Annotated in this window: 14 protein-coding genes; 9 read left to right on the plus strand and 5 right to left on the minus strand. The window is 68.8% G+C overall.

All coding sequences use genetic code 11. The annotated features are described in order from the left end of the window. Nucleotides 1–29: 29 nt before the first annotated feature. The 3 genes from DMH01_RS30280 to DMH01_RS30290 all read left to right on the plus strand — a co-directional run bounded on the left by DMH01_RS30280 (nucleotide 30) and on the right by DMH01_RS30290 (nucleotide 3504). Entirely contained in the window at nucleotides 30–875 is an 846-nt protein-coding gene (locus DMH01_RS30280) for a carbohydrate-binding protein (RefSeq protein WP_125680717.1), read from the plus strand. Between the two features lie 193 nt (nucleotides 876–1068). Beyond that, entirely contained in the window at nucleotides 1069–2394 is a 1326-nt protein-coding gene (locus tag DMH01_RS30285) for an erythromycin esterase family protein (RefSeq protein ID WP_125680719.1), read from the plus strand. Between the two features lie 126 nt (nucleotides 2395–2520). Beyond that, nucleotides 2521–3504 (plus strand): sporulation protein, encoded by a 984-nt coding sequence (locus DMH01_RS30290; RefSeq protein WP_125680721.1) that lies wholly within the window; start codon nucleotides 2521–2523, stop codon nucleotides 3502–3504. 39 nt (nucleotides 3505–3543) lie between these two features. Here DMH01_RS30290 and DMH01_RS30295 read toward each other — a convergent pair whose 3' ends face one another. Then, nucleotides 3544–4131, minus strand: coding sequence for a TetR/AcrR family transcriptional regulator (locus DMH01_RS30295; RefSeq protein ID WP_125680723.1), 588 nt, complete (start codon nucleotides 4129–4131; stop codon nucleotides 3544–3546). 55 nt (nucleotides 4132–4186) lie between these two features. Here DMH01_RS30295 and DMH01_RS30300 point away from each other — a divergent pair, with 55 nt between their 5' ends. Then, nucleotides 4187–4723 (plus strand): dihydrofolate reductase family protein, encoded by a 537-nt coding sequence (locus DMH01_RS30300; protein WP_125680725.1) that lies wholly within the window; start codon nucleotides 4187–4189, stop codon nucleotides 4721–4723. 14 nt (nucleotides 4724–4737) lie between these two features. Here DMH01_RS30300 and DMH01_RS30305 read toward each other — a convergent pair whose 3' ends face one another. The 4 genes from DMH01_RS30305 to DMH01_RS30320 form a co-directional block, all read right to left on the minus strand. Then, complete coding sequence (locus tag DMH01_RS30305; protein WP_125680727.1) at nucleotides 4738–5943, minus strand: acyl-CoA dehydrogenase family protein; 1206 nt, start codon at nucleotides 5941–5943, stop codon at nucleotides 4738–4740. A 189-nt stretch (nucleotides 5944–6132) separates the two neighbouring features. Beyond that, the gene (locus DMH01_RS30310; protein ID WP_125680729.1) at nucleotides 6133–7833 is read right to left on the minus strand and encodes an ABC transporter ATP-binding protein; all 1701 of its coding nucleotides are present in this window, start codon (nucleotides 7831–7833) and stop codon (nucleotides 6133–6135) included. Then, entirely contained in the window at nucleotides 7830–9572 is a 1743-nt protein-coding gene (locus DMH01_RS30315; RefSeq protein ID WP_125680731.1) for an ABC transporter ATP-binding protein, read from the minus strand. The genes DMH01_RS30310 and DMH01_RS30315 overlap by 4 nt, the downstream gene beginning before the upstream one ends. Continuing rightward, the gene (locus tag DMH01_RS30320; protein ID WP_125680733.1) at nucleotides 9569–10471 is read right to left on the minus strand and encodes an alpha/beta hydrolase; all 903 of its coding nucleotides are present in this window, start codon (nucleotides 10469–10471) and stop codon (nucleotides 9569–9571) included. The genes DMH01_RS30315 and DMH01_RS30320 overlap by 4 nt, the downstream gene beginning before the upstream one ends. A gap of 96 nt (nucleotides 10472–10567) precedes the next feature. Between DMH01_RS30320 and DMH01_RS30325 the strand changes: the two genes are divergently transcribed. The 5 genes from DMH01_RS30325 (at nucleotide 10568) to fxsT (ending at nucleotide 19960) form a co-directional block, all read left to right on the plus strand. Further along, nucleotides 10568–11602, plus strand: a complete 1035-nt coding sequence (locus DMH01_RS30325) for a CdaR family transcriptional regulator (RefSeq protein WP_125680735.1) — start codon at nucleotides 10568–10570, stop codon at nucleotides 11600–11602. Nucleotides 11603–11774: 172 nt separating this feature from the next. Then, a complete protein-coding gene (locus DMH01_RS30330) occupies nucleotides 11775–12491 on the plus strand; it encodes a trypsin-like serine protease (protein WP_125680737.1) in 717 nt (238 codons plus the stop codon). Nucleotides 12492–12659: 168 nt separating this feature from the next. Beyond that, a complete protein-coding gene (locus DMH01_RS30335) occupies nucleotides 12660–14471 on the plus strand; it encodes a hypothetical protein (RefSeq protein WP_125680739.1) in 1812 nt (603 codons plus the stop codon). 13 nt (nucleotides 14472–14484) lie between these two features. Continuing rightward, on the plus strand, nucleotides 14485–15567 hold the full coding sequence (locus DMH01_RS30340) for a MoxR family ATPase (RefSeq protein ID WP_125680741.1): 1083 nt from the start codon (nucleotides 14485–14487) through the stop codon (nucleotides 15565–15567). A 1-nt stretch (nucleotide 15568) separates the two neighbouring features. Continuing rightward, the gene (fxsT, locus tag DMH01_RS30345; RefSeq protein WP_125680743.1) at nucleotides 15569–19960 is read left to right on the plus strand and encodes an FxSxx-COOH system tetratricopeptide repeat protein; all 4392 of its coding nucleotides are present in this window, start codon (nucleotides 15569–15571) and stop codon (nucleotides 19958–19960) included. Nucleotide 19961 lies beyond the last annotated feature (1 nt).

Genomic DNA, 19961 nt, shown 5'->3' on the forward strand with positions numbered 1-19961 from the left:
GATTCCCGAAGCCCCCACGAGGAGCAGGTATGGACGAAGAAAACAAGCTCAGCCGGAAGACCGTGCTGAAGGCCGCGCTCGCCGCGGGTGTGGCGGCTCCGGTCGCGTTGATCGGCGGTCCCGCTCTCGCGCGCACCACCGTCGAGAACGGCCAGGCACCTGAGCTGACCCCCGCCTGTGACGATGGTGACGACCCCACCCCGCAGCAGACCGAAGGTCCTTACTTCAAGCCGAATTCCCCGCAGCGGACCTCGCTCGTCACGCCGAACACGCAAGGGACGAGACTCACCGTCTCCGGCTACGTCTTCGGCCTCGGGTGCCTGCCCATCGCGCGAGTGCTGCTGGACTTCTGGCAGGCGGACGTCAACGGCGCCTACGACAACGTGGGGTACACCTTCCGCGGTCACCAGTTCACCAACGACCAGGGCGCGTTCTCGCTGAGCACCATCGTGCCCGGCCTGTACCCCGGCCGTACGCGGCACATCCACGTCAAGGTCCAGGCGCCCGGCAGGCCGGTGCTGACCACGCAGCTCTACTTCCCCAACGAGCCGCGCAACAACACCGACTCGATCTTCGACCCGCGGCTGCTGATGACCGTGCGCGATCAGCCTCCCGGCAAACAGGCCGCGTTCGACTTCGTGCTGAACGTGCCGCAGACGTCGACCACCCGGCCGACCAGTACGACGCAGACGACGCCGACGACGTCGACTTCGACCTCCAACCCGCCCGGCGGGACGGCCTGGGCGGCGGGAACCGGCTATTCCGCGGGCGCCCGGGTCACCTACAGCGGTCGCGGTTATGTGTGCTTGCAGGCGCACACCGCCCAGCCTGGCTGGGAGCCGCCGTCCACACCCGCGTTGTGGCGCGCGGAGTGACGGACAGCCGCTGCGGAGGGAGATAAACGCGGGTGGACTCCCGCCGCCGGGACCCACACCCCGGCGGCGGGGTCCACCCGCTTTTCACGGGGGTGGGGTTTTCCTCACCCCAAGTAGGAGCTTTACTGCAGCGCGCGGACCCCCGCCCTCGGACGATGATCGTCTTCGACAGCGGACGAAGGGGTGGACGGATATGACAGAGCGCCGAAAGCGGTGGGGGAGACGGGGAGTGGTCGCCGCGGTGGTGGCCGGAGCGCTGCTCGCTCCTTTGGCGAGCCCGGCTTACGCGGACGAAGGCCCGGTCCCGGTGCGCTCGCTGGACCGGGCGGCGCATCCGCTGCGTTCGACCGAACCAGGCCGGAACAACGCCGACCTGCGGGCGTTGGGCGGGATGATCGGGAACGCGAAGGTGGTCGGCCTCGGCGAGGCGACCCACGGTTCCCACGAGTTCTTCACCATGAAGGAGCGGGTGTTCCGCTATCTCGTCGAGGAAAAGGGCTTCCGAGCCTTCGCACTGGAGCTGAGCTGGTCCGCGGGCCTGGAGATCGACGAGTACGTCCAGACCGGCAAGGGCGACGCCCGGGAGCTCGCGAAGCGGACGCTGGCCGGTTCCCCGTGGGATCGCGAGGAGTTCGTGAGCCTCATCCGGTGGATGCGCGAGTACAACCGCGCGCACCCCGGCCGCACCGTGCACTTCGTCGGCGACGATCTCGGCGCGCCTTCGGTGAACGACGCGTTCTTCGCGAGGATCACCGGCTACGTGGGGCAACGGCATCCGGCGGACCTGCCCCGGCTGAACCGGCTCTACACCGGCCTGCGCCCGATCGACGACGCGTTCGCGTACCTGCGCAAACCGCTCGACGAGCGGCTGCGGCTCGCCACGCAGGCGGAGCAGGCCTACGAGCTGATCAAGGGCCTGCCCGGCGCGGACGCCCGGGACTGGGCCGAGCAGCACGCCAGGTTCGTCGCGCAGACCGCCAGGTTCCTCGCCGTCGACCTCTCGGATCCGCAGGGTCTGCCCACCGCGCAGATCCTGCGTGACCGGGCGATGGCGCAGAACGTCGCGTGGTGGCAGCGGCGGACCGGGCACCGGGTCCTGCTCTCCGCGCACAACGGCCACGTCTCCTACGAGACCGACAACCCCGCGATGTACCCGAAGACCCAGGGCGCCTTCCTGCGCGAAACGCTGGGCCGGGGCTACCTGCCGGTCGGGTTCAGCTTCGACCGGGGTTCCTTCCTGTCCAAGGACAAGGCGCTCGAGGGCGACTGGAAACGCTTCTCCGTTCCAGCCGCGCCGTCCGGCTCGAACGAGCACGCCCTCGACCAGGTCCGGTTCGAGGACTTCTACCTGGACGTGCGTACCGCGCCGCCGTCCGCGCGGGCCTGGCTGGACACCGCCCGGCCCACCCGCACCATCGGCACGCAGTTCCCGGTCGACCCCGCGACCGTCTCGCTCGGGCGGTCCTACGACGTCGTCATCCACCTGCACGACGTCCGCCAGGCCGAGCTGAGAAGGTAGTGACGTCGCGCCCGTTTAGGGGGTTTTAACCCGTTTTACCTGGCGTGCCGCGACGGATCTCGGTAGTAGTCGAAGTGTTCCGGTACTCCCTTCTTTTGTTCCAGTAGCCAGCGGAGGAAATCCCTGATGTTCAAACGGATGCTCAGCGCCTTCGGGGTCGGCGGCCCGTCCGTCGACACCGTGCTCGATTCACCGCACGCCGTTCCCGGCGAGGTGATCACCGGCCAGGTCCGCATCCAGGGCGGCTCGAGCGACGCCCAGATCGAGGAGATCCTGCTTTCGCTGGTCACCAGGGTCGAGGTCGAGCACGGCGACCACGAGCGCGCCGGGACCGCGGAGTTCCTGCGGGTCAGCGCGGGCCGCAAGGTGAAGGTGACGGCGGGGCAGCTGACCACCGTTCCGTTCCAGATCGCGCTGCCGTGGGAGACGCCGATCAGCGCGGTCGGCGGACGTGAACTGCCGGGCGTGGTCGTCGGCGTGCGGACCGAGCTCGTCATCGCCGGCGCTCCGGACAAGGGCGACCTCGACCCGGTGCTGGTCGGGCCGCTCGAATCGCAGGATCGGGTGCTGGAGGCGTTCGGCGAGCTGGGCTTCTCGTTCCACAGCGCCGACGTCGAGGCCGGGCGGCTGCACGGCGTCCGGCAGGAACTCGGGTTCTTCCAGGAGATCGAGTTCTTCCCGCCGTCGCGCTACGCGGGCCGCGTCAGCCAGGTGGAGCTGACCTTCGTCGCGAGCCCGGACGACCTCGTGGTGGTGCTGGAGGCCGATCGGCGCGGTGGCATGTTCCGCTCCGGCGGCGACTCCTTCGGCCGCTTCCACGTCTCGCACGAGGAGGCCCTGCGCACCGACTGGGCGGCGGCCATCGACGGCTGGCTGGCCAAGGTCGCCGAGTCCGGTGGCGGGCACGCCATGTTCGGCGGGCACCAGGAGCACTACGGCCACGACTACGACCACCACGGACATCACGGTCATCACGGGCACCACGGCAGGCGTGGTCCGGGGATGGGCGGCATGGTCGCCGGTGCCGCGGCGGGCGTCGTCGGCGGCATGATCCTCGGCGAGGTCATGGAGGACGCCTTCGACGGCGACGACGAGGGTTTCGAGGAGTGATCCGGCTCCTGGGCGCACCGGTGCCGGTGCGCCCAGGAGTCACTTCGCGGTCAAGGGCGCCAAGGCGGCGTCGACCGCGTCGGTGAGCCGGCGTGGATCCGTCTCCGCCCTGGCCACCACGTGCAGGCCCTGCATGACGACGAGCAGGAGCCGCGCCTGCGCTCCGCAGTCGAGGTCCGCACGGACCTCGCCGGAACGTTGGGCGGCTTCGAGCCCTTGCGCGATACCGGTTTCCAGCGCTTCGAATCCACTGTGGACGATCTTCCCGGCGGCTTCGTCGGCGGGAAGCAATTCGGCGGCGGTGTTGCCCAGCAGGCACCCTCGCCCCGGGTATTCCCGCGCGGCTTCCAGGACGCTGAGCAGAAGCTCGCGCAGATGTCCGAGCACCGGGCCTTCGGCGAGAGCGTCCGCCTGGTTCGCGGCGCCGCCCGCGTAGCGTTCCAGTGCTCGCAGGAAGAGGGCGTGCTTGTCGCCATACGCGGCGTACAGGCTTCCCGGCAGGACGCCGAGGTCCTCCTTCAGGTCGCGCATCGACGTGGCCGCGTAACCCCGCCGCCAGAAGACGTCGAGCGCGCCCCCGATCACCTGGTCCTCGTCGAAGGATCGCGGCCGTCCTGTGCGTGGCATGGCGTCATCGTACGACTTCTTGACAGTGCGTTCAAGAAGTGTACCTTGAGATCGCATGGGGCATCTCTTCCTGCACATCAACGTTTCGCTCGACGGCTACATCGCCGACGCCGCGGGCGACATCGACTGGCGGTTCGCCGACGACGAGTTCCAAGGACACATCGACGAACTGCTGGAGTCGATCGACGGCATGGCCTTCGGCCGCAAGGCCTACGAGGAACTCGCCGGCTATTGGCCGACCGCCGGGGACGAGGTCTCGGCCACGCAGCGGCGCCGGATGCACGAACTGCCGAAGTACGTCCTCTCGGGCACGCTCCGGACCACGGACTGGCACAACTCCCACGTACTCGAAGACGCCACGGCACTCGCCGGTCTCGAAGGTGACATCGCGCTCTTCGCCGGGGGAGAGGCCGCCACGTCCGCCGCCAGGCTCGGGCTGCTCGACGAAGTCCGGCTCGTGGTGAACCCGGTGCTCCTCGGCGGCGGGACGCGGCTGTTCGACGGCGAGTACGCGAAGACGGCGCTCACGCTCGTCGGCGACCGGAGGTTCGCCTCGGGCGCGCTGCTGCTCACCTACGCCGTCGCGCGTTAGCCGGCCACCTCGGCTCAGGTGTACCAGGTGGGTTCCGGGAGTTCGTTCAGCAGCGCGTACGCACCGACTTCGCGGCGCTTGTAGGCCACCGGATCGTGCAGCGAGTGTGTGCGCAGGTTCCGCCAGAAGCGGTCCAGTCCGTACTTCGTTGCGCTCGCTCGGGCGCCGGTCAGCTCGAAGATCTTCGTGCCGATTTCGAGGCCGGTGTCGATGGCGCGCTGTTTGGCGGCCGCGATGAGGACCGCGACCTCGCCGCGTGCCTCGGGCGTCAGTTCCTCGCGCGGCGCGTGCAATACGGCCGAAATCGCGGTTCCGGCCTTGTCCGCCAAGGCCTCGGCCGCCCACAGCTTCGACTGGAGATCGCCGTAGCCTTCGAGGATGTACCACTCCTCGCCGGCGGACGTCTTGTTGTCGCCGCCGTACGGCCACGCGCGGGTGTGCTCGCGCGTGTACGCCAACGCGGTTTCCAGTGCTCCCTGCGCGATGCCGAGGTAGAAGTTGGTGAACACCAGCTGGATCGCCGGGACGTTGAGCGTGTTGTAGGTCAGGGGACGGAACTTCTTGTCGACGTAGCCTGCCGCGCTCGCCCACGGGACGCGCACGCCGGAGATGGTCACGCTGCCCGATTCGGTGAGTCGCTGGCCGATGTTGTCCCAGTCGTCGTGGAAGACGATACCGTCCTGTTCGGACGGAACGATGGCGAAGACATGCTCCTCGGTGCCTTCGAGAATGCCTTCGAGCACGGTGAGGTCGGAGACCTTGCTGCCGGTGGAGAACGACTTGTGTCCGTTGTAGACGATCTCGTCGCCGTCTTCGGTGATCTTCAGGTCGGAGTCGCGGGGGTTGACCGCGCCGCCGAAGACGAAGTCGTTCCGCGTGTACAGTTCTTCGACCGCGGCGATCTGGTCGTCGGTCGCCACCAGCCGGGCGGCCCATGCCCAGAGGTAGTGGTAGCCGAGCAGCTGGCCGATCGAGCCGTCGCCGCGCGCGACCTCGCGGATCACGCGGTACGCGGTCTCCCAGCTCTGGCCACCCCCGCCGTGCTCGGCCGGGCCGAGCAGGGTCACCAGGCCGGAATCCTTGAGCAGCCGTACTTCCGCGTACGGCGTCTCGTTCTTCCGGTCGCGTTCGGCCGCGTCCACCGCGAGTTCGTCGGCGACGTCTTTCGCGGCCGTCAGCCATTCGGTGGCCGATCGGACTCGGTTCTCGGTCGTGGTCATGGGTGACTTCCGTTCTGTGCGAGGGTGAACGGGTTTTCCGGGCAGGGCGCAGCGCCCGGAATTCCCGGGTGTTTCCCGAAATGAGCGGACTTTGACTCAGGCCGTACAGCGCATGCGTCCGAGTAGAGCAGTGGCGCTACGGGGTGTCAACGAACGTCCGCGCTCTGGGACCGGGCCCCTCGCGTCGCGTCAAGCGATTTGCAGCTCGAGGAATCCGGCGTACCGGCCACCGAGGCGGACCAGTTCGTCGTGGCTTCCCTCCTCCGCGATCCGGCCGTCGTCCAGGAAGACCACGTGATCGGCGCGTTCGACGGTTCGCAGCCGATGCGCCACCATCACCACGGTCCGGCCCGCCATGAGTCGTTCGATCCCTTCGTGGACGGCCGTTTCGTTGACCGGATCCAGTGCCGACGTCACCTCGTCGAGCACCACGATCGGCGCGTCTTTCAGCAGGGCACGCGCGATCGAGACCCGCTGGCGTTCGCCGCCCGACAGCAGCGCCCCGCCTTCGCCGACGTTCGCGGACCAGCCGCCGGGCAGTCGTTCGATCACGTCGTCCAGCCGGGCCGCGGTCGCGGCGGCGCGTACCTCGGCGTCGTCGGCGTCCGGACGGCCGAGCCGGATGTTCTCCTCGATCGTGCCGTCGAAGAGGTGGACGTCCTGGAAGACGATCGCGATCCGCGACATCAGGTCCTCGGTGCCCATCGCGCGGACGTCGACCCCGCCGACGCGTACCGCTCCCGAACCCACGTCGTGGAACCGCGCGAGCAGTTGCAGCACCGTGCTCTTCCCCGCACCCGAAGGCCCGACGACGGCGAGCTTCCGTCCTTCGTGGACGGTCAGCGAAAGGCCGTCGAGCACCGTGCGGCCGCCGCGGGCGAAGACGACGGACTCGAATTCGAGGTCGTGCCGCTCCGGCCGGACGGGATCCGGTGGTTCCGGCAGCGGTTCGGTCCGCAGCAACGCGTCGAGCCTCGTCAGCACCGAACGCGCGCCGCGGAGCTTGCCGCCGATGTCGGTCAGCGAGAGCAGCGGATCCGCGCAGCGGGCGGCCAGGACGAGGATCGTCAGCACCTCGGGTGCCCCGATGTCCCCGCCGAGCGCGAGGAACGCGCCCAGCACCAGCAGGCCGGTGAACATCGCCTGCACCGTGAACGTCAGCCCCACGACACCGGGCAGCGCCGACAGCGTGGACCGGCGGTTCGCCCGCTGAAGGTCCCGCAGCGAGTCGTCGAGCAACTCGAATCGTTCCGCGGCTCGCCCGCCCGCGCGCAGTACCGGCTGTGCCTGAAGATACTCGATGACCCGTCCGGTGGCCTCGTTCCCGCGTTCCGCGGCCTCCTCGTCGGCGGCGGCCATCGAACGGCCCGTCCAGACCTGGATGGCCGCCACGACCGGGGCCGCGATCAGCGCGGCCAGCCCCAGCCGCCAGTCGAAGGCGAGGATCACGAACACGATCGTCAGCGGGGTGACGCACGCGGCGACGAACGGCGCCAGCAGATGCGCGATCACACCCATCGCCCGCAGGACACCGGGTCCGGCCAGCGACGACACCTCACCGACCCGTTTCCCGCTGTACCAGCCCATCGGCAGCCGGGCGAGATGGTCGCCGAGGCGGTGGTACATCCCGCGCAGCAACGTCGTCCCGGCGCGGAATCCGGAAAGATCGGCGCGGTAGCGCAGGATCGCGAACACCGAGAAGGCCGCGCCGAACGCGATCAGCCAGGGGACGGCGTCGCCCGGGGTGCTCCCGAGCAGCGCCCGCAGCAGGGGGACCAGCAGCGCGTAGGACAGTCCTTCGACGATCGCGGTCGCCGTCATCAGTGCCACGGTGCGCCGCACCGGCGGGGCGTGGTCGGGGCCGAGGACGCTCAGCAACATCCGGATCATCGAGGTTCCCCCAGTGGTTCGGCGGAGCGGTGGGAACGCCAGAAGGCGGCGAACTTCCCGTTCCGCGCCAGTAGCTCCGCGGGCTTCCCGCGTTCGGTGATGGCGCCGTTCTCCAGCAGTACGACGGTGTCGGCGTCGACGACCGTCTCCAGGCGATGGGCGATGACCAGGACCGTCCGGTCGGCGCGCGCCGTCGTCAGCGCCCGGCGCACGGCCAGTTCGGTGCGCGGATCGGCGAACGCGGTGGCCTCGTCGAGCACCAGGACGGGAGTGTCGGCGAGCAGCGCACGCGCCAGCGAGATCCGCTGCGCTTCGCCGCCCGAAAGCCCGGTTTCCTCGTGTAGCACCGTTTCGTAGCCGCGAGGCAGTTCGAGGATGCGGTCGTGGACATGCGCGAGCCGGGCGGCGCGCACGACGTCTTCGCGATCGGCGTGCGGGACGGCCAACGCGATGTTGTCCGCGACCGACGCGCGCAGCAGGCGGACGTCCTGGAACACGAAGGAGACCTTGCGGTACAGCTCCCGGCTGCCGATCTCGCGCAGGTCGACGCCGCCCAGCAGCACCGAACCTTCCGTCGGGTCGAAGAACCGTGGCAGCAGAGTGACCAAAGTGGACTTCCCGCCGCCCGATGGCCCGACGAGCGCGGTGACCGTCCCGGGTTCGAGGACCAGATCGATCCCGCGCAGGACCTCGCGCTCCGGCTCGTAACCGAACCGGACGCCGCGCAGTTCAACCCGGTGGCCTCGCGGCGCGACAGGCGCAGACGGCTCCGGCAGCGATGGCACGCCGAGCACTTCGCGGATCCGGCCGGTCGCGCGACGGGCGGCCTGGAGTTCGTCGAAACCGTGGCCGAGCGCGGCCACGGGTGCGGTCAAGCCCAGGCCGAGTACCAGAAACGGCAGGAGATCGACCGGGGCGAGGCCGCCGCCGGTGATCAGGAGCGTGCCGCCGATCAGGACCACCAGCAGGACGAACGGCGGCGACAGCGCCAGCTGCATCCCCGCCGCCGGCCCGGCCATTCCGTGCACCCACCGGGTGAAGGTGGCGACGAAGGCGTCCGTGGCGGTGCGGAACCTGCGATGGGCGCGGCCCGCGCCGCCGAACGCCTTGACCACGGCGATGCCCTGGACGAACTCGACGACCGAATCCGAGATCCCCGCCATTCCCCGGTCGAACTCCTCCTGCTCACGCAACCGGGAGGGCGTCATCATCAGCGGGACCATGGCCACCGCCAGCACCACCGGGATCAGGGTGATCAAGGTGAGCCGCCAGTCGATGGTGAGCAGGTAGACCAGCGACACCAGCGGGACGACGAAGGCGGACACGAGTTCGCCGGGGGTGTGGGCGATGAACGGGTGGACGGCACCGACGTCCTCACCGACGACCTTGGCCAGTTCCCCGGTGCGGCGGCTCGAGAACCAGCCGATCGGCACCCGGCCCAGGCGTTCGGCCAGCAGACGGCGGAACGTGAGCTGGACCCGGCCGTCGAGCAGATGCCCGATCCCGGACGACGCGGCCGTGAGCACCAGCCGGACGAACAGCCCGGCCGCGCCCACGATCACCGCGGTCCAGACCCGGCTTTCGTCGGCCGGGCCGGGCACCAGCAGCGCCCTGCCCAGTTCGACGACCGCCAGCAGCGGCGCCAACCCCGAGACGGCGCCGATGACCTGCAGAACGACGACTGCGGCGAAACTTCCGGCGAACGGGCGCAGCAGCCTGGCCGTTGTAGGGGCTGTCATGACCCGGCCAGGGCGCGGCGCAGGACGCCGCCGAGTTCGTCGATCTGACGGCGGGACACCTCGGCGGACAGGATGGCCTGCGACCCGTGGAAGGTGCCCGCCCACTGGTGCAGTTCGACAGAGACTCCCGCCTGCAGCAGCCGGAGCGCGTACTCGATGTTCTCGTCGCGGTTGGGGCACAGCTCGGCGGAGGCCACGTACGCGGGCGGCAGGCCGGAGAGATCGGTGGCCCGCGAAGGGGCGGCATACGGCGAGGACGCGGGCTTTCCCTCCAGGTAGTGCCCCCACGCCGCGGTGATCTTGGCGCGGTTCATCCACGGCGTGTCGGTGAAGTTCCGCGCCGACCACGTCTCCTGCCGGTCGTCGAGTCCCGGCTGGTTGAGCAGCTGGAAGCAGATCCGCGGGCCGCCTTCGTCGCGGGCTCGCAGTGCCGTCGCCGCCGCCAGCCCGCCACCCGCGCTGTGCCCGCCGATCGCGATCCGGCCGGGGTCGACCCCGAGTTCGGCCGCGTGGTCCGCCGTCCAGTTCAGCACGGCGTAGACGTCGTCGAACGCGGCCGGGAACGGGTTTTCCGGTGCCAGCCGGTACTCGACCGAGATCACTGTCGCGTCGGAGGCTTCGGCGAGCCGCGCCGCCCAAGGGTGTTCGGTCGCCAGGTTGCCCATGACCCAGCCGCCGCCGTGCAGCCAGATGATGGCGCCCTGTGCTTCACGCGGCCGGTAGATCCGGATCGGGACGCCGGGTTCGCCGGGCACCGTCCGGTCTTCGACCTCCATGGCCGACGTGTCGGGCTGCGGCACGGACGTGGCGAGTTTCGCGAAGCTCTCGCGGTCCGCGACGGGGTCGTCGAGTTTCGCCTGGGGGAACAGGGCGATGAAGGCTTCGAGTTCGGGATCCATGCCCATGATCCTTCCGGCTCCCGGCCAGGAGGGCGGCCGCCATCCGTCGCGTGTGATCGCCCCTTCGCGCGACGATCGCCGCGTACGCTCGCGGGCATGGAGGCACTGGCCGCACGGTTGTCGCATCTGGATCCCGACGTCGAAGGCGCGATCCGGGTCGTGATGTTCTACGACACCCTGATGCGGCGCCGAGTCGATCTCTCCGCGCTCGCCCGCGCCACCGCGGGCCTGGCGGAATGCGTGGCGGGCATCCGGCTCCACAGCACGGGACGCACCATCCGAATGGCACCCGACGGCCGCGAAGCCGCTCCCGCTTCCGCACCGGCGTCCGTCACGATGGCGATCACCCTCGACGAGGAGGAGATCGGCACCGTGTGGCTGGAACGCGAGGGTGCGCCCGTCGCCCTCGACGACGCGGTGCTGGACCGGCTCGCGATCGCCGTGGCGACGGTCGTCGAGCGGTACGGACCGGCCCGCACCACCATGGCCGACCCGGCACTGGTGGAACTCGTGATCAGCGCCGGCGGCGACGACGCCGCGAGGAGCCGGGCCCTGCGGCTGCTGGGTTTCCCCGCCGACGCGCCGATCCGGGTGCTCGCCGTCCGGTCGGCGCTCCCGCTCGAGAAGATCGGGAACCTGATCTGCCCCGGACGCCCGGTCAAGGCGGCGTCTCTCACCGACGTCGGTATCATCCTGGCCACGGCGGTGGATCCGGACCGCTTTCCGGACAGCGTCCGGGCGGGGATCGGAGAGACCGGATGCCCGCACCGGTCCTGGCAGCACGCCAGGACGGCGTTGCGGTTCACGACCGCGCGCCGCCCGGTGATCCACTACGACGACCTCGGAGCGCTGGCGCTGCTCGCGCGGATCCCGGAGGAGGACACACGCGCCAACGCCGACGTCGTCGCGATCACGAAGCTGGCGGCGGATCCCGAGGACCTGCGCACGCTGGACGCCTACTGCGCCACGGGTTCCGTGCGTCAAGCCGCCGATTCGCTGCACCTGCACCACAGCAGCGTCGCGCGACGGATCGCGCAGATCGGGAAGAGCCTGGCCATCGACCTGACCGATCCGCTCGGGCTGACCCGGGCGAGGCTCGCCCTCACCGCGTGGCGGCTGCTCGGCGAATGACTACCTAATGATCTTCGCCGGGTACTCAAAGATCACCGCCGTCCGTCATGGAAATAAATAGGTAGCCCGCGCGAACTTTCGTCGGTTTCCGGGTTCCCTTGGCACGACACAGAATCAGCGCGTTCGTCCCCACTGAAGCGGCCGGAACCCCGCCGCAGAAATGAGTCGGAACATGCGACTGCGCTCTCTTGTCCTGCTGGCCGGCACCGCCTTCATGGCGTTGCTCGGCTCGACCGCCCCCGCCGCGACCGCCGCCGAACCCTCGGGCGTGCAGCCGATGATCATCGGTGGTCAGTACGCGCAGAACGCTCCTTGGGCGGCCCGGCTGTTCGTGAACGGCCAGCAGAACTGCAGCGCGACGATCATCGCGCCGCAGTACATCCTCACCGCGAAGCACTGTGTCGCCGGCAGCGGCAGCTACACGTTCCGGGTCGGCAGCCTCGACCAGCAGAGCGGCGGGACCATGGCCACCGCGGCGAGCATCACCCGTCACTCGGGCGCGGACCTCGCCATCGTCCGGCTGACCAGCTCGGTCAACGCCACCTACGCGCCGCTCGGCACCACGAGCAACGTCGCGGTCGGCCAGAACGTCCAGGTCTACGGCTGGGGCGCGACCAGCCAGTGCGGTTCGGAGATCAACTGCCAGTCCCGCTACCTGAAGGTCGCCACCGTCCGGGTCAACTCGGTCAGCTGCAGCGACTACAACGGCGGGGTCGCGGTCTGCGCGAACCGCGTCGACGGCATCACCGCCGGCGGTGACTCGGGCGGCCCGATGTTCTCCGGTGGTCGTCAGGTCGGCGTCGCCTCGACCAGCGACCGGTCGAACAACACCGCGTACACCAACATCACCCGTTACCGCAGCTGGATCCAGCAGATCGCCGGCGTCTGACCGGCTCGTGAGTGGTCAGGACGGTTCCAACCGTCCTGACCACTCACGGACCTGGCACCCTCCTGCCGGGTCCAATTTGTCAATTGACACTCAACTTCGAGCCGATCGACGCGATAATGTGGCGGTCGGCGCCGGTGGGGCGGCGCCATGGACCTTGGGAGGGGGCCAGTGGCGCGACCGACGCGGGCTCTCGACCGCACGATCGTCGTGGTGGACGTCGTGGGGTTCACCGCGCCGGACCGCAACCGGCTCGACAGACTCGCCGTGCACCAAGGCATGTACGAGGTGCTGAAGACCGCTTTCGCCGAAAGCGGCATCGACTTCGATTCCTGCGCCCACGAGGACCGCGGCGACGGCGTGCTGGTCCTCCTTCCGCCGGGAACGACGAAAAGCCTGGTCGCCGACCTGCTACCGGATCGCATCGCGGTCGCCCTCCGCCGGTACAACCACACGCGGACGCCGCAGGCGCAGATGCGGCTTCGGGTGAGCCTCAACTCCGGTGAGGTCGTCGACGACGGCAACGGATGGGTCGGGGAAGCGGTCGACATCGCTTTCCGCATTCTGGACGCGCAGCAGGCGAAGGACGCGTTCGCGGAATCCGGCCGGATGATCGCGTTCATCTGTTCGCAGCGTTTTTTCGCCGATGTCATCGAAAAGGACCCGGGTCTGTTGCCCGAGTCGTACAGTCCGATACCCGTTTCGGTGAAGACCTTCACCGGAACGGCTTATTTACGACTGCACGGAGAAGTCCTCGCGCCGGCCGCTCAATCCCCCGAGCCGGTGGTCTTGGCCGCCGAAGATCTGTTTCTGGCCGAGCTGAACAGCGCCGTTCTGGATTTGATCCCCCGAAAGGATCTCGTCGGCCTGCACCGCAGGCTGACCCGGCTCGAAGTCCCCCATCTGGCGGTCATGGTGAGCCGCGCGCTCGGTCCCGCGGTCCCGTTGCCGCGACTGGAGGGGATCACCGACGCATGGGGTGCTTTCCAGCTGCTCACGGACTTCAACGCCGGCCCGGACGGTGTCCCGCCCGCCCTGACTTTTCTGCGCCTGCTGGCGGAAAACGTGGAGGGTGAGCACGTGGCCATGATCGCGAACTGGATCGGTGACCAGGCCCGATCACTGCGGCTCGGTCCCGCGCTCGGGCACCAGCGGCAGAGCAGGCCACCGATTCCGGAGCGGCCGCATTTGCATCTGATGATCATGCTCGAACCGGTTTCCGGGGACCCCACGCGATGCACGCTCGCGTTCTGGCGGCAGGACGATCCGGAGGTCTGGCCGCCGTCACTCGGTGGAGTGCGCGAAATCGGGATAGAAGAGGTCGAGTTCAGGGTCGATGACGTCATCTTGGAGACTGAAGGCGTCTGGTCCGGCCAGAGCATGTCCGCGTCTGTGGAATTCCTGCTGCCGAGGACGTTGATCAATTTGCCCGTGCAGCGCTGGGCGAAGGAGCACGAGACCGGCCATCCCCAGCCGTTGCGCTACGGGTACCGGCTCGGAATACGGTCGTTGGAGAGGATGCGGGCGAGGCATTGGCATCGCGCATGGCACGTTCGCTGGGATTCGATGGTGAAGGACCCCGCCGCCGACCGGCTGCACTATTCCGGGTGCGCGGAGTTCGAGGATCACCCGATCGACGCCATCCTGAGCGACGATCACTGGGTCGGCCTGGTATTGGCGAAACCCCCGTCGCCCCAGGCGGTACCGGGTGGCGTGCCGGACGAACTGACCAGCGCGCTCCGCAGCGGCCTTCCCGTGGTGCTCTGGCATCCGGACGCCGAACCGGAGAACCTGCGCGAGTTGCTGGACTGGGTATTGGCCGCGGACAGCGGTTTTATCGAACTTCCGGATCGCCGCAAACTGGCGAATTCGGGTGCGGCGGTACCGTTCAAGAATTCTCTGGCTCACGATCTGGTGGTAATGTGGGACGACCCGAAACGTGTGATCGTTCTGGACCAGCCGTTGATCCCGACTCGACTGTAAGGGGATACCGCGGATGAGCGGGATCGATCAGGACGCGGCCGTGAACGGCCGGACGCCTCAGCACGACGCCCCCGATTGGTGGATCTACCGGGGAACCGGAAGGCCCATTCACGACATCGATCTGGCGCAGTTGCTGCCGGCGCCGCCGCCGTGGCGTTCGTATCGCGGGGATCCGCCACCGGAGGACGACGTGCCGCCGCCGGACGACGGCGAGGCGGAGCGCCGGCTCGGCACCGCGTTCACGCTTTCGGAGCTGACGGTCGACGGCGGCGAGCTGAACATGGTCAACGCCGCCCTGTACCTGCGCCGTCCGTTGCTGGTCACCGGAAACCCGGGGACCGGGAAGTCGAGCCTCGCGTACCGGATCGCCAGGGAACTCGGTCTCGGCAGGGTGCTGCGCTGGGCGATCACCAGTCACACCGCGCTGAGTTCCGGGCTGTACGGCTACGACGCGATCGGCCGGGTCCAGGCCGCGGCGACCAGTCAGGCGCAACGGGGTGGCGAGGCGGAAGAACCTCCGATCGGCGATTTCGTCCGGCTCGGGCCGCTGGGCACCGCATTTCTCCCGAGCAGGCTGCCGCGGGTCCTGCTGATCGACGAGCTGGACAAATCCGAGGCGGATCTGCCCAACGATCTGCTGTCGCTCTTCGAGGACGGCGAATTCTCCATCGACGAACTGGCGCGCGTGCGCAACCGGCATCCCGAGGTCACCGTGCACACCGCCGATCCGCAGCGCACCGCGGTGGTCCGCGACGGCCGGATCGCGTGCCACGCCTTTCCGATCATCGTCATGACCAGCAACGGAGAACGGGAGTTCCCGCCCGCTTTCCTGCGCCGCTGCCTGCAATTGCGGATCGAGAACCCGGACGAGGAGCAGCTCGCGGCGATCGTGGCGGGCCATCTGGTCGGCGAGGACGGCGAGCACCGGGACAGGCTCATCCGGGAATTCGCCGAACGGAGCAAAGCGGAAGGCGGTCTCCCCACCGACAGGCTGCTCGACGCCGTCTATCTCGCGACGTCGGGCGCGTACCAGCCGGATCAGGAGGCATGGCCGCGGCTGGTGGACGCCCTCTGGCAACGACTGACGGTGCGGTGACATGGACGAGCCGGGCGGTGTGTCCGACTCGCGTTCCGCCTCGGTGGCGGAGCGGCGGAAGACCGGTTCCCCCCAAGGGGGCAAGGGGTTCGGGTTCGAGGACCTGAGCTGGACCGACGTCGCCGACATCGTGTGGCTGGCCGCGGCCATCTCGCCGCGGCGGGCCGACGGCGAATCCGATCCGGCCGAGGAGCCGGAGCGGCCCGCCGAAAAAGTGCGGATCCGCAACGCTCCCGCCGAGCGTGGGGAGATCCAAGAACCTCCCGGGTCGGAGCTGTCCCGGATCGCCGACGCCGAGACGCCGGCCGAGGACGACGATCAGGTCGTCGCGATCGAAGCCGTACCCGGTGAGCTGCCCGAACCCGCGGTGGACGGCACCGGGCCGGGGGGAGTGGTACTCCTCGAATCGCTGGAGTACTTCCGCGCACTGAGATCGCTGAAACGGGAGACGGTCTCGCGGCGACACAACAATGTGGTCCTGGACGAAGTGGCGACCGCCGTCCGGGTCGCGGAGACCGGCCGGTGGTGGCCGGTCACCCGATCGAGAAAAGAGCGCTGGCTGGACCTGACGCTCGTCCTCGACAATGGTCCCTCGATGGCCTTGTGGCGGCCGAGGGTGTCGGCGTTCGTCGAATTACTCCGGCAGGTGGGTGCTTTCCGGACCATTCAGGTCCGGCTGCTGGAAACCGCGAAGGACAGCGAAGAGGGTCTCGTTCTTCGTGGTGGCACGCCCGGCGCGCCCGCCCGCGACCCGAACGAGATCATGGATTCTTCGGGTCGGCGGGCCGTATTGCTGCTGACCGACGGTGTCGGTGATGCCTGGCAGAACAAGGACGCGCTGTACCCGGTGCTGGCACGCTGGGGAAGGACGATGCCGGTGAGCATCGTCCACCTGCTGCCGCCATGGCTTTGGGGCCGGTGCGGCATGGATCCGCACAAGGCGTGGCTCCGTGTCCCGAACGCGTTGGCACCCAACAGCCGATGGGGGTGCGACCTCGCGGACGCCTGGCTCGAACCCGGCTCGAAAGTTCCGGGTCACCTCGTCCCGGTGCCGGTCCTCGAACTGCGGCCGCGGTCGCTGGGCTGGTGGGCCGGACTGATGACCGGCGAAAACCCCGGTGCCGCCGAAGGAACGGTCGTCCTCGCCACGGAACGGATTTCCCGGTCCGATTTCGCCGACCCGCCGGTAACTTTGTCACCCGCCGAAAGAGTGCACAGATTCCGCAGTGTTGCGTCGCCGCCTGCCCTACGCTTGGCGCAGTTGCTCGCGGCGGTACCGGTCCGTCTCGACATCGCGAAGCTGGTGGGACAACGGTTCGTACCGGAAGCGGGAGTGGAGCACCTCCTCGAACTTTTGCTGTCGGGGATGATGTACGCTCCCGCACTCAGGGAGGGCGAGTCCACTTGGGACACCGACGGGGTCTTCGCTTTTCCCGAGGCAGTCCGGGAATTGCTGCTCAGTGGCGCGCGACGGTCGGAGACGGCCAGTGTCGTCCGGGTGGCCGCCACGCATTTCGGTGACCGGATCAGGTTGCTCGGTCACCTCCGGGACGCCATCGCCGACCCGAACAACACACCGGATCCAGACCTCACCCGCGAGTCCCCGGCCGATGTGGAATTGGAAGGCGCGCTCATGCGCGCGCTTTCCGGACCCTACCTGTCCCGGGCCGACCGGCTGCGGAACGCGGTACAAGGCCAGGGTCTCGTCGCATTCGACACTGAATCAATAAAGAAGGCTGTGAGCCCAAAGATGCCTGAGACGGCCGAACGTCCACCTGCTTCGACACCTGCGCCACAGGGACGCTCGACTTATCTCAGCGAGCCCGACGCGAACGAACCGACGACGAGGATCGTCCACCCTTCGGCGTCGGACAGTTCCCGGCATTTCCCCAACCGCCAGCCCGACGACCCGCCGCTGGTGTTCGGGAACGTCCCCCCGCGGAACCCCAACTTCACCGGTCGCGACGAACTGCTCGACCAGCTGACCAAACGGTTGAGCAGCGGTACCACCGCCGTGCTCCCTTCGGCGCTGCACGGTCTCGGCGGTATCGGCAAGACCCAGATGGCGACCGAGTACATCTACCGGCACCTCCAGGATTACGACCTCGTCTGGTGGATCGACGCCGCGCACACGACCCAGATCCGCGCCGGTCTCACCGAACTCGCCGGGATGCTCGGCCTGCAAGGCGCGTCCGAAGCCAGCGTCGCGGTCCCGGCGGTCATCGAGGCGCTCCGGACCGGGCGGCCGTTCCGCCGCTGGCTCCTGGTCTTCGACGCCGCCGAAAGCCCGGACACCGTGCTGCCGTTCTTCCCGCGCAACGGTCCCGGCGAAATCCTGATCACCTCGCGGAACTCCGACTGGGCCGGTATCGCGCGCCCGCTGGAACTGGCGGTGTTCAAACGCGAGGAAAGCGTCGAGCTGCTCGGCCGCCGCGGTCCGGAGATCGACCCGGCCGACGCCGACGAACTCGCCGAAAAACTCGGTGATCTGCCGTTGGCCGTCGAACAGGCGGCGGCCTGGCGCGCGGTGACCGGGATGCCGGTGCAGGAGTATCTGCGGTTGTTCGAGGAGTCGGTCGAGGAAATCCTCGACACGGCCTCGGCGCCCGACAACGAGGTCTCCGTCGCCGCGGCCTGGAACGTTTCGTTCGAGGAACTGAAGACCCGCAACCCGGCGGCGCATCAGATCCTCCACATCTGCGCCTTTTTCTCGCCGGAGCCCATTTCGCGTGACCTGCTCACCGGGGTCAACCGGGTGTCGATCTCTCCGGAGCTCGACGCGGCCTTGCGCGACCCGATCAAGCTCGCGCGGGCCATCCGGGACATCAACCGGTACGGCCTCGCGAAGATCGACCACGGCAACAACACCCTCCAGCTGCACCGGCTGGTCCAGCTGGTCCTGCGCAACCGGGTCATGGCCCGTCAGGTGCACGCGCGGATGCAGCACGGCGCACACCAGCTCCTGGCCGCGCTGGACCCGAACGACCCCGAGTCCAGCAGGCACTGGTCGCGCTACCGCGAACTGCTGCCGCACGCCTACGCCGCGAACGTGCTGGATTGCGACGACGACTGGCCGCGTCAGCTCTACATCAACCTGATGCGCTACCTGTTCGAGTACGGCGATCACGAGGAGGCCGCCCGGCTCGGCCTCGAAGCGCGGAAGCGGTTCACCGAGGCCCTCGGTCCCACCCATCCGCAGACGCTCGAAGTCTCGTCGAGGCTGGGGCTCTATCTGTGGGCGATCGGCCGGTACTCCGAAGCCGCGGAGCTCAATCAGCGCACGCTCGCGCTGCGCCTTCAGGTGTCCGGTGAGGAGAACGAGGAGACCTTCGCACTTCAGCGGAACATCACGATCGACCTGCGGGCACAGGGCGACTTCGCGGCGGCGAGCAAACTGAGCGAAGAGGTGTACCAGAAGTCCAAGCGCATGTTCGGCGAGGACGACCCGGAGGCGCTCAACGCCGCGTACCAGCACGCCATCAGCCTCCGGTTGTCCGGTGCCTACCGCGCCGCCGTGGAACTGGACCAGGACACCCTCCGGCGCCGGATCGAGGTCCTCGGCCGTGATCACGTCCGTACCTTCAGCGTCAACGGTTCCTTGATCGTGGACCTGCGCGAGGCGGGAGACTACGGCCAGGCCCGGGTTCAGCAGGAAAGGCTCACGGAGAACTTCCACGCGCGCTTCGGCGCGGACCAGCTGGACAGCGCGACCCATTCCTTCCTGCTTTCCGTGACACGGCGGAAGGACGGCGACCATCCGGGCGCGCTCAGCCTGTCCACGGACGCCCTCAAAAGGTTCCGGCTGGCCTACGGTGACGACCACTCCGTCACGATGGGCTGCGCTCTCGCCCATTCGCTCGATCTTCGTCACTCGGGTGACTTGGCCGCGGCGAAGCGGCTCGGTGAGGAGACCTTCGAGCGATACCGGAGCGGACTCGGCGAGCATCACCCGCACACCCTCGTCGCCAATGTCGACCTGGCGGTCACCTTGCGGCTCATGGGCGACGCCGCGGGCGCCCGCGTCCTCGACGAGCGCGCCCTCGAGCAGTTCCGGGCCGGCATCGGCCCGGACCACCCCTACGCCGTCGCCGCCACGATCAACCTGGCGAGTGACCTGGCGGCACTGGGTGAGTTCGACCGGGCGGTCGAACTGGGACGGGACGCGGTCGAGCGCGGCACGCAGGTACTCGGCGAAGAGCATCCGACGGTACTGGCGGCATCCTTCAACCTCGGACTGGATCTGGCCGCGCTCGGGCGAACGGACGAGGCCGTACAGTTCCGCGACCCGATCCTGGTGCGGTACCGGCGGGTCCTCGGCGAGGCCCACCCCGGAACGCAGGCGGCGGGCCGAGGTGCCCGCGCCAACTGCGACATCGACCCGATCCTGATGTGAG

It is taken from the genome of Amycolatopsis sp. WAC 04182 (genome assembly GCF_003947465.1).
In the GTDB taxonomy this organism is placed as follows: Bacteria; Actinomycetota; Actinomycetes; order Mycobacteriales; family Pseudonocardiaceae; genus Amycolatopsis.

What these genes read in the sequence shown, in the direction of transcription:
- DMH01_RS30325 (WP_125680735.1), top strand. Translation starts at nt 10,568, where the DNA reads ATGGAGGCACTGGCCGCACGGTTGTCGCATCTGGATCCCGACGTCGAA.
- DMH01_RS30295 (WP_125680723.1), bottom strand. Translation starts at nt 4,131, where the DNA reads ATGCCACGCACAGGACGGCCGCGATCCTTCGACGAGGACCAGGTGATC.
- DMH01_RS30310 (WP_125680729.1), bottom strand. Translation starts at nt 7,833, where the DNA reads ATGATCCGGATGTTGCTGAGCGTCCTCGGCCCCGACCACGCCCCGCCG.
- DMH01_RS30315 (WP_125680731.1), bottom strand. Translation starts at nt 9,572, where the DNA reads ATGACAGCCCCTACAACGGCCAGGCTGCTGCGCCCGTTCGCCGGAAGT.
- DMH01_RS30285 (WP_125680719.1), top strand. Translation starts at nt 1,069, where the DNA reads ATGACAGAGCGCCGAAAGCGGTGGGGGAGACGGGGAGTGGTCGCCGCG.
- fxsT (WP_125680743.1), top strand. Translation starts at nt 15,569, where the DNA reads ATGGACGAGCCGGGCGGTGTGTCCGACTCGCGTTCCGCCTCGGTGGCG.
- DMH01_RS30300 (WP_125680725.1), top strand. Translation starts at nt 4,187, where the DNA reads ATGGGGCATCTCTTCCTGCACATCAACGTTTCGCTCGACGGCTACATC.
- DMH01_RS30280 (WP_125680717.1), top strand. Translation starts at nt 30, where the DNA reads ATGGACGAAGAAAACAAGCTCAGCCGGAAGACCGTGCTGAAGGCCGCG.
- DMH01_RS30340 (WP_125680741.1), top strand. Translation starts at nt 14,485, where the DNA reads ATGAGCGGGATCGATCAGGACGCGGCCGTGAACGGCCGGACGCCTCAG.
- DMH01_RS30305 (WP_125680727.1), bottom strand. Translation starts at nt 5,943, where the DNA reads ATGACCACGACCGAGAACCGAGTCCGATCGGCCACCGAATGGCTGACG.
- DMH01_RS30290 (WP_125680721.1), top strand. Translation starts at nt 2,521, where the DNA reads ATGTTCAAACGGATGCTCAGCGCCTTCGGGGTCGGCGGCCCGTCCGTC.
- DMH01_RS30330 (WP_125680737.1), top strand. Translation starts at nt 11,775, where the DNA reads ATGCGACTGCGCTCTCTTGTCCTGCTGGCCGGCACCGCCTTCATGGCG.
- DMH01_RS30320 (WP_125680733.1), bottom strand. Translation starts at nt 10,471, where the DNA reads ATGGATCCCGAACTCGAAGCCTTCATCGCCCTGTTCCCCCAGGCGAAA.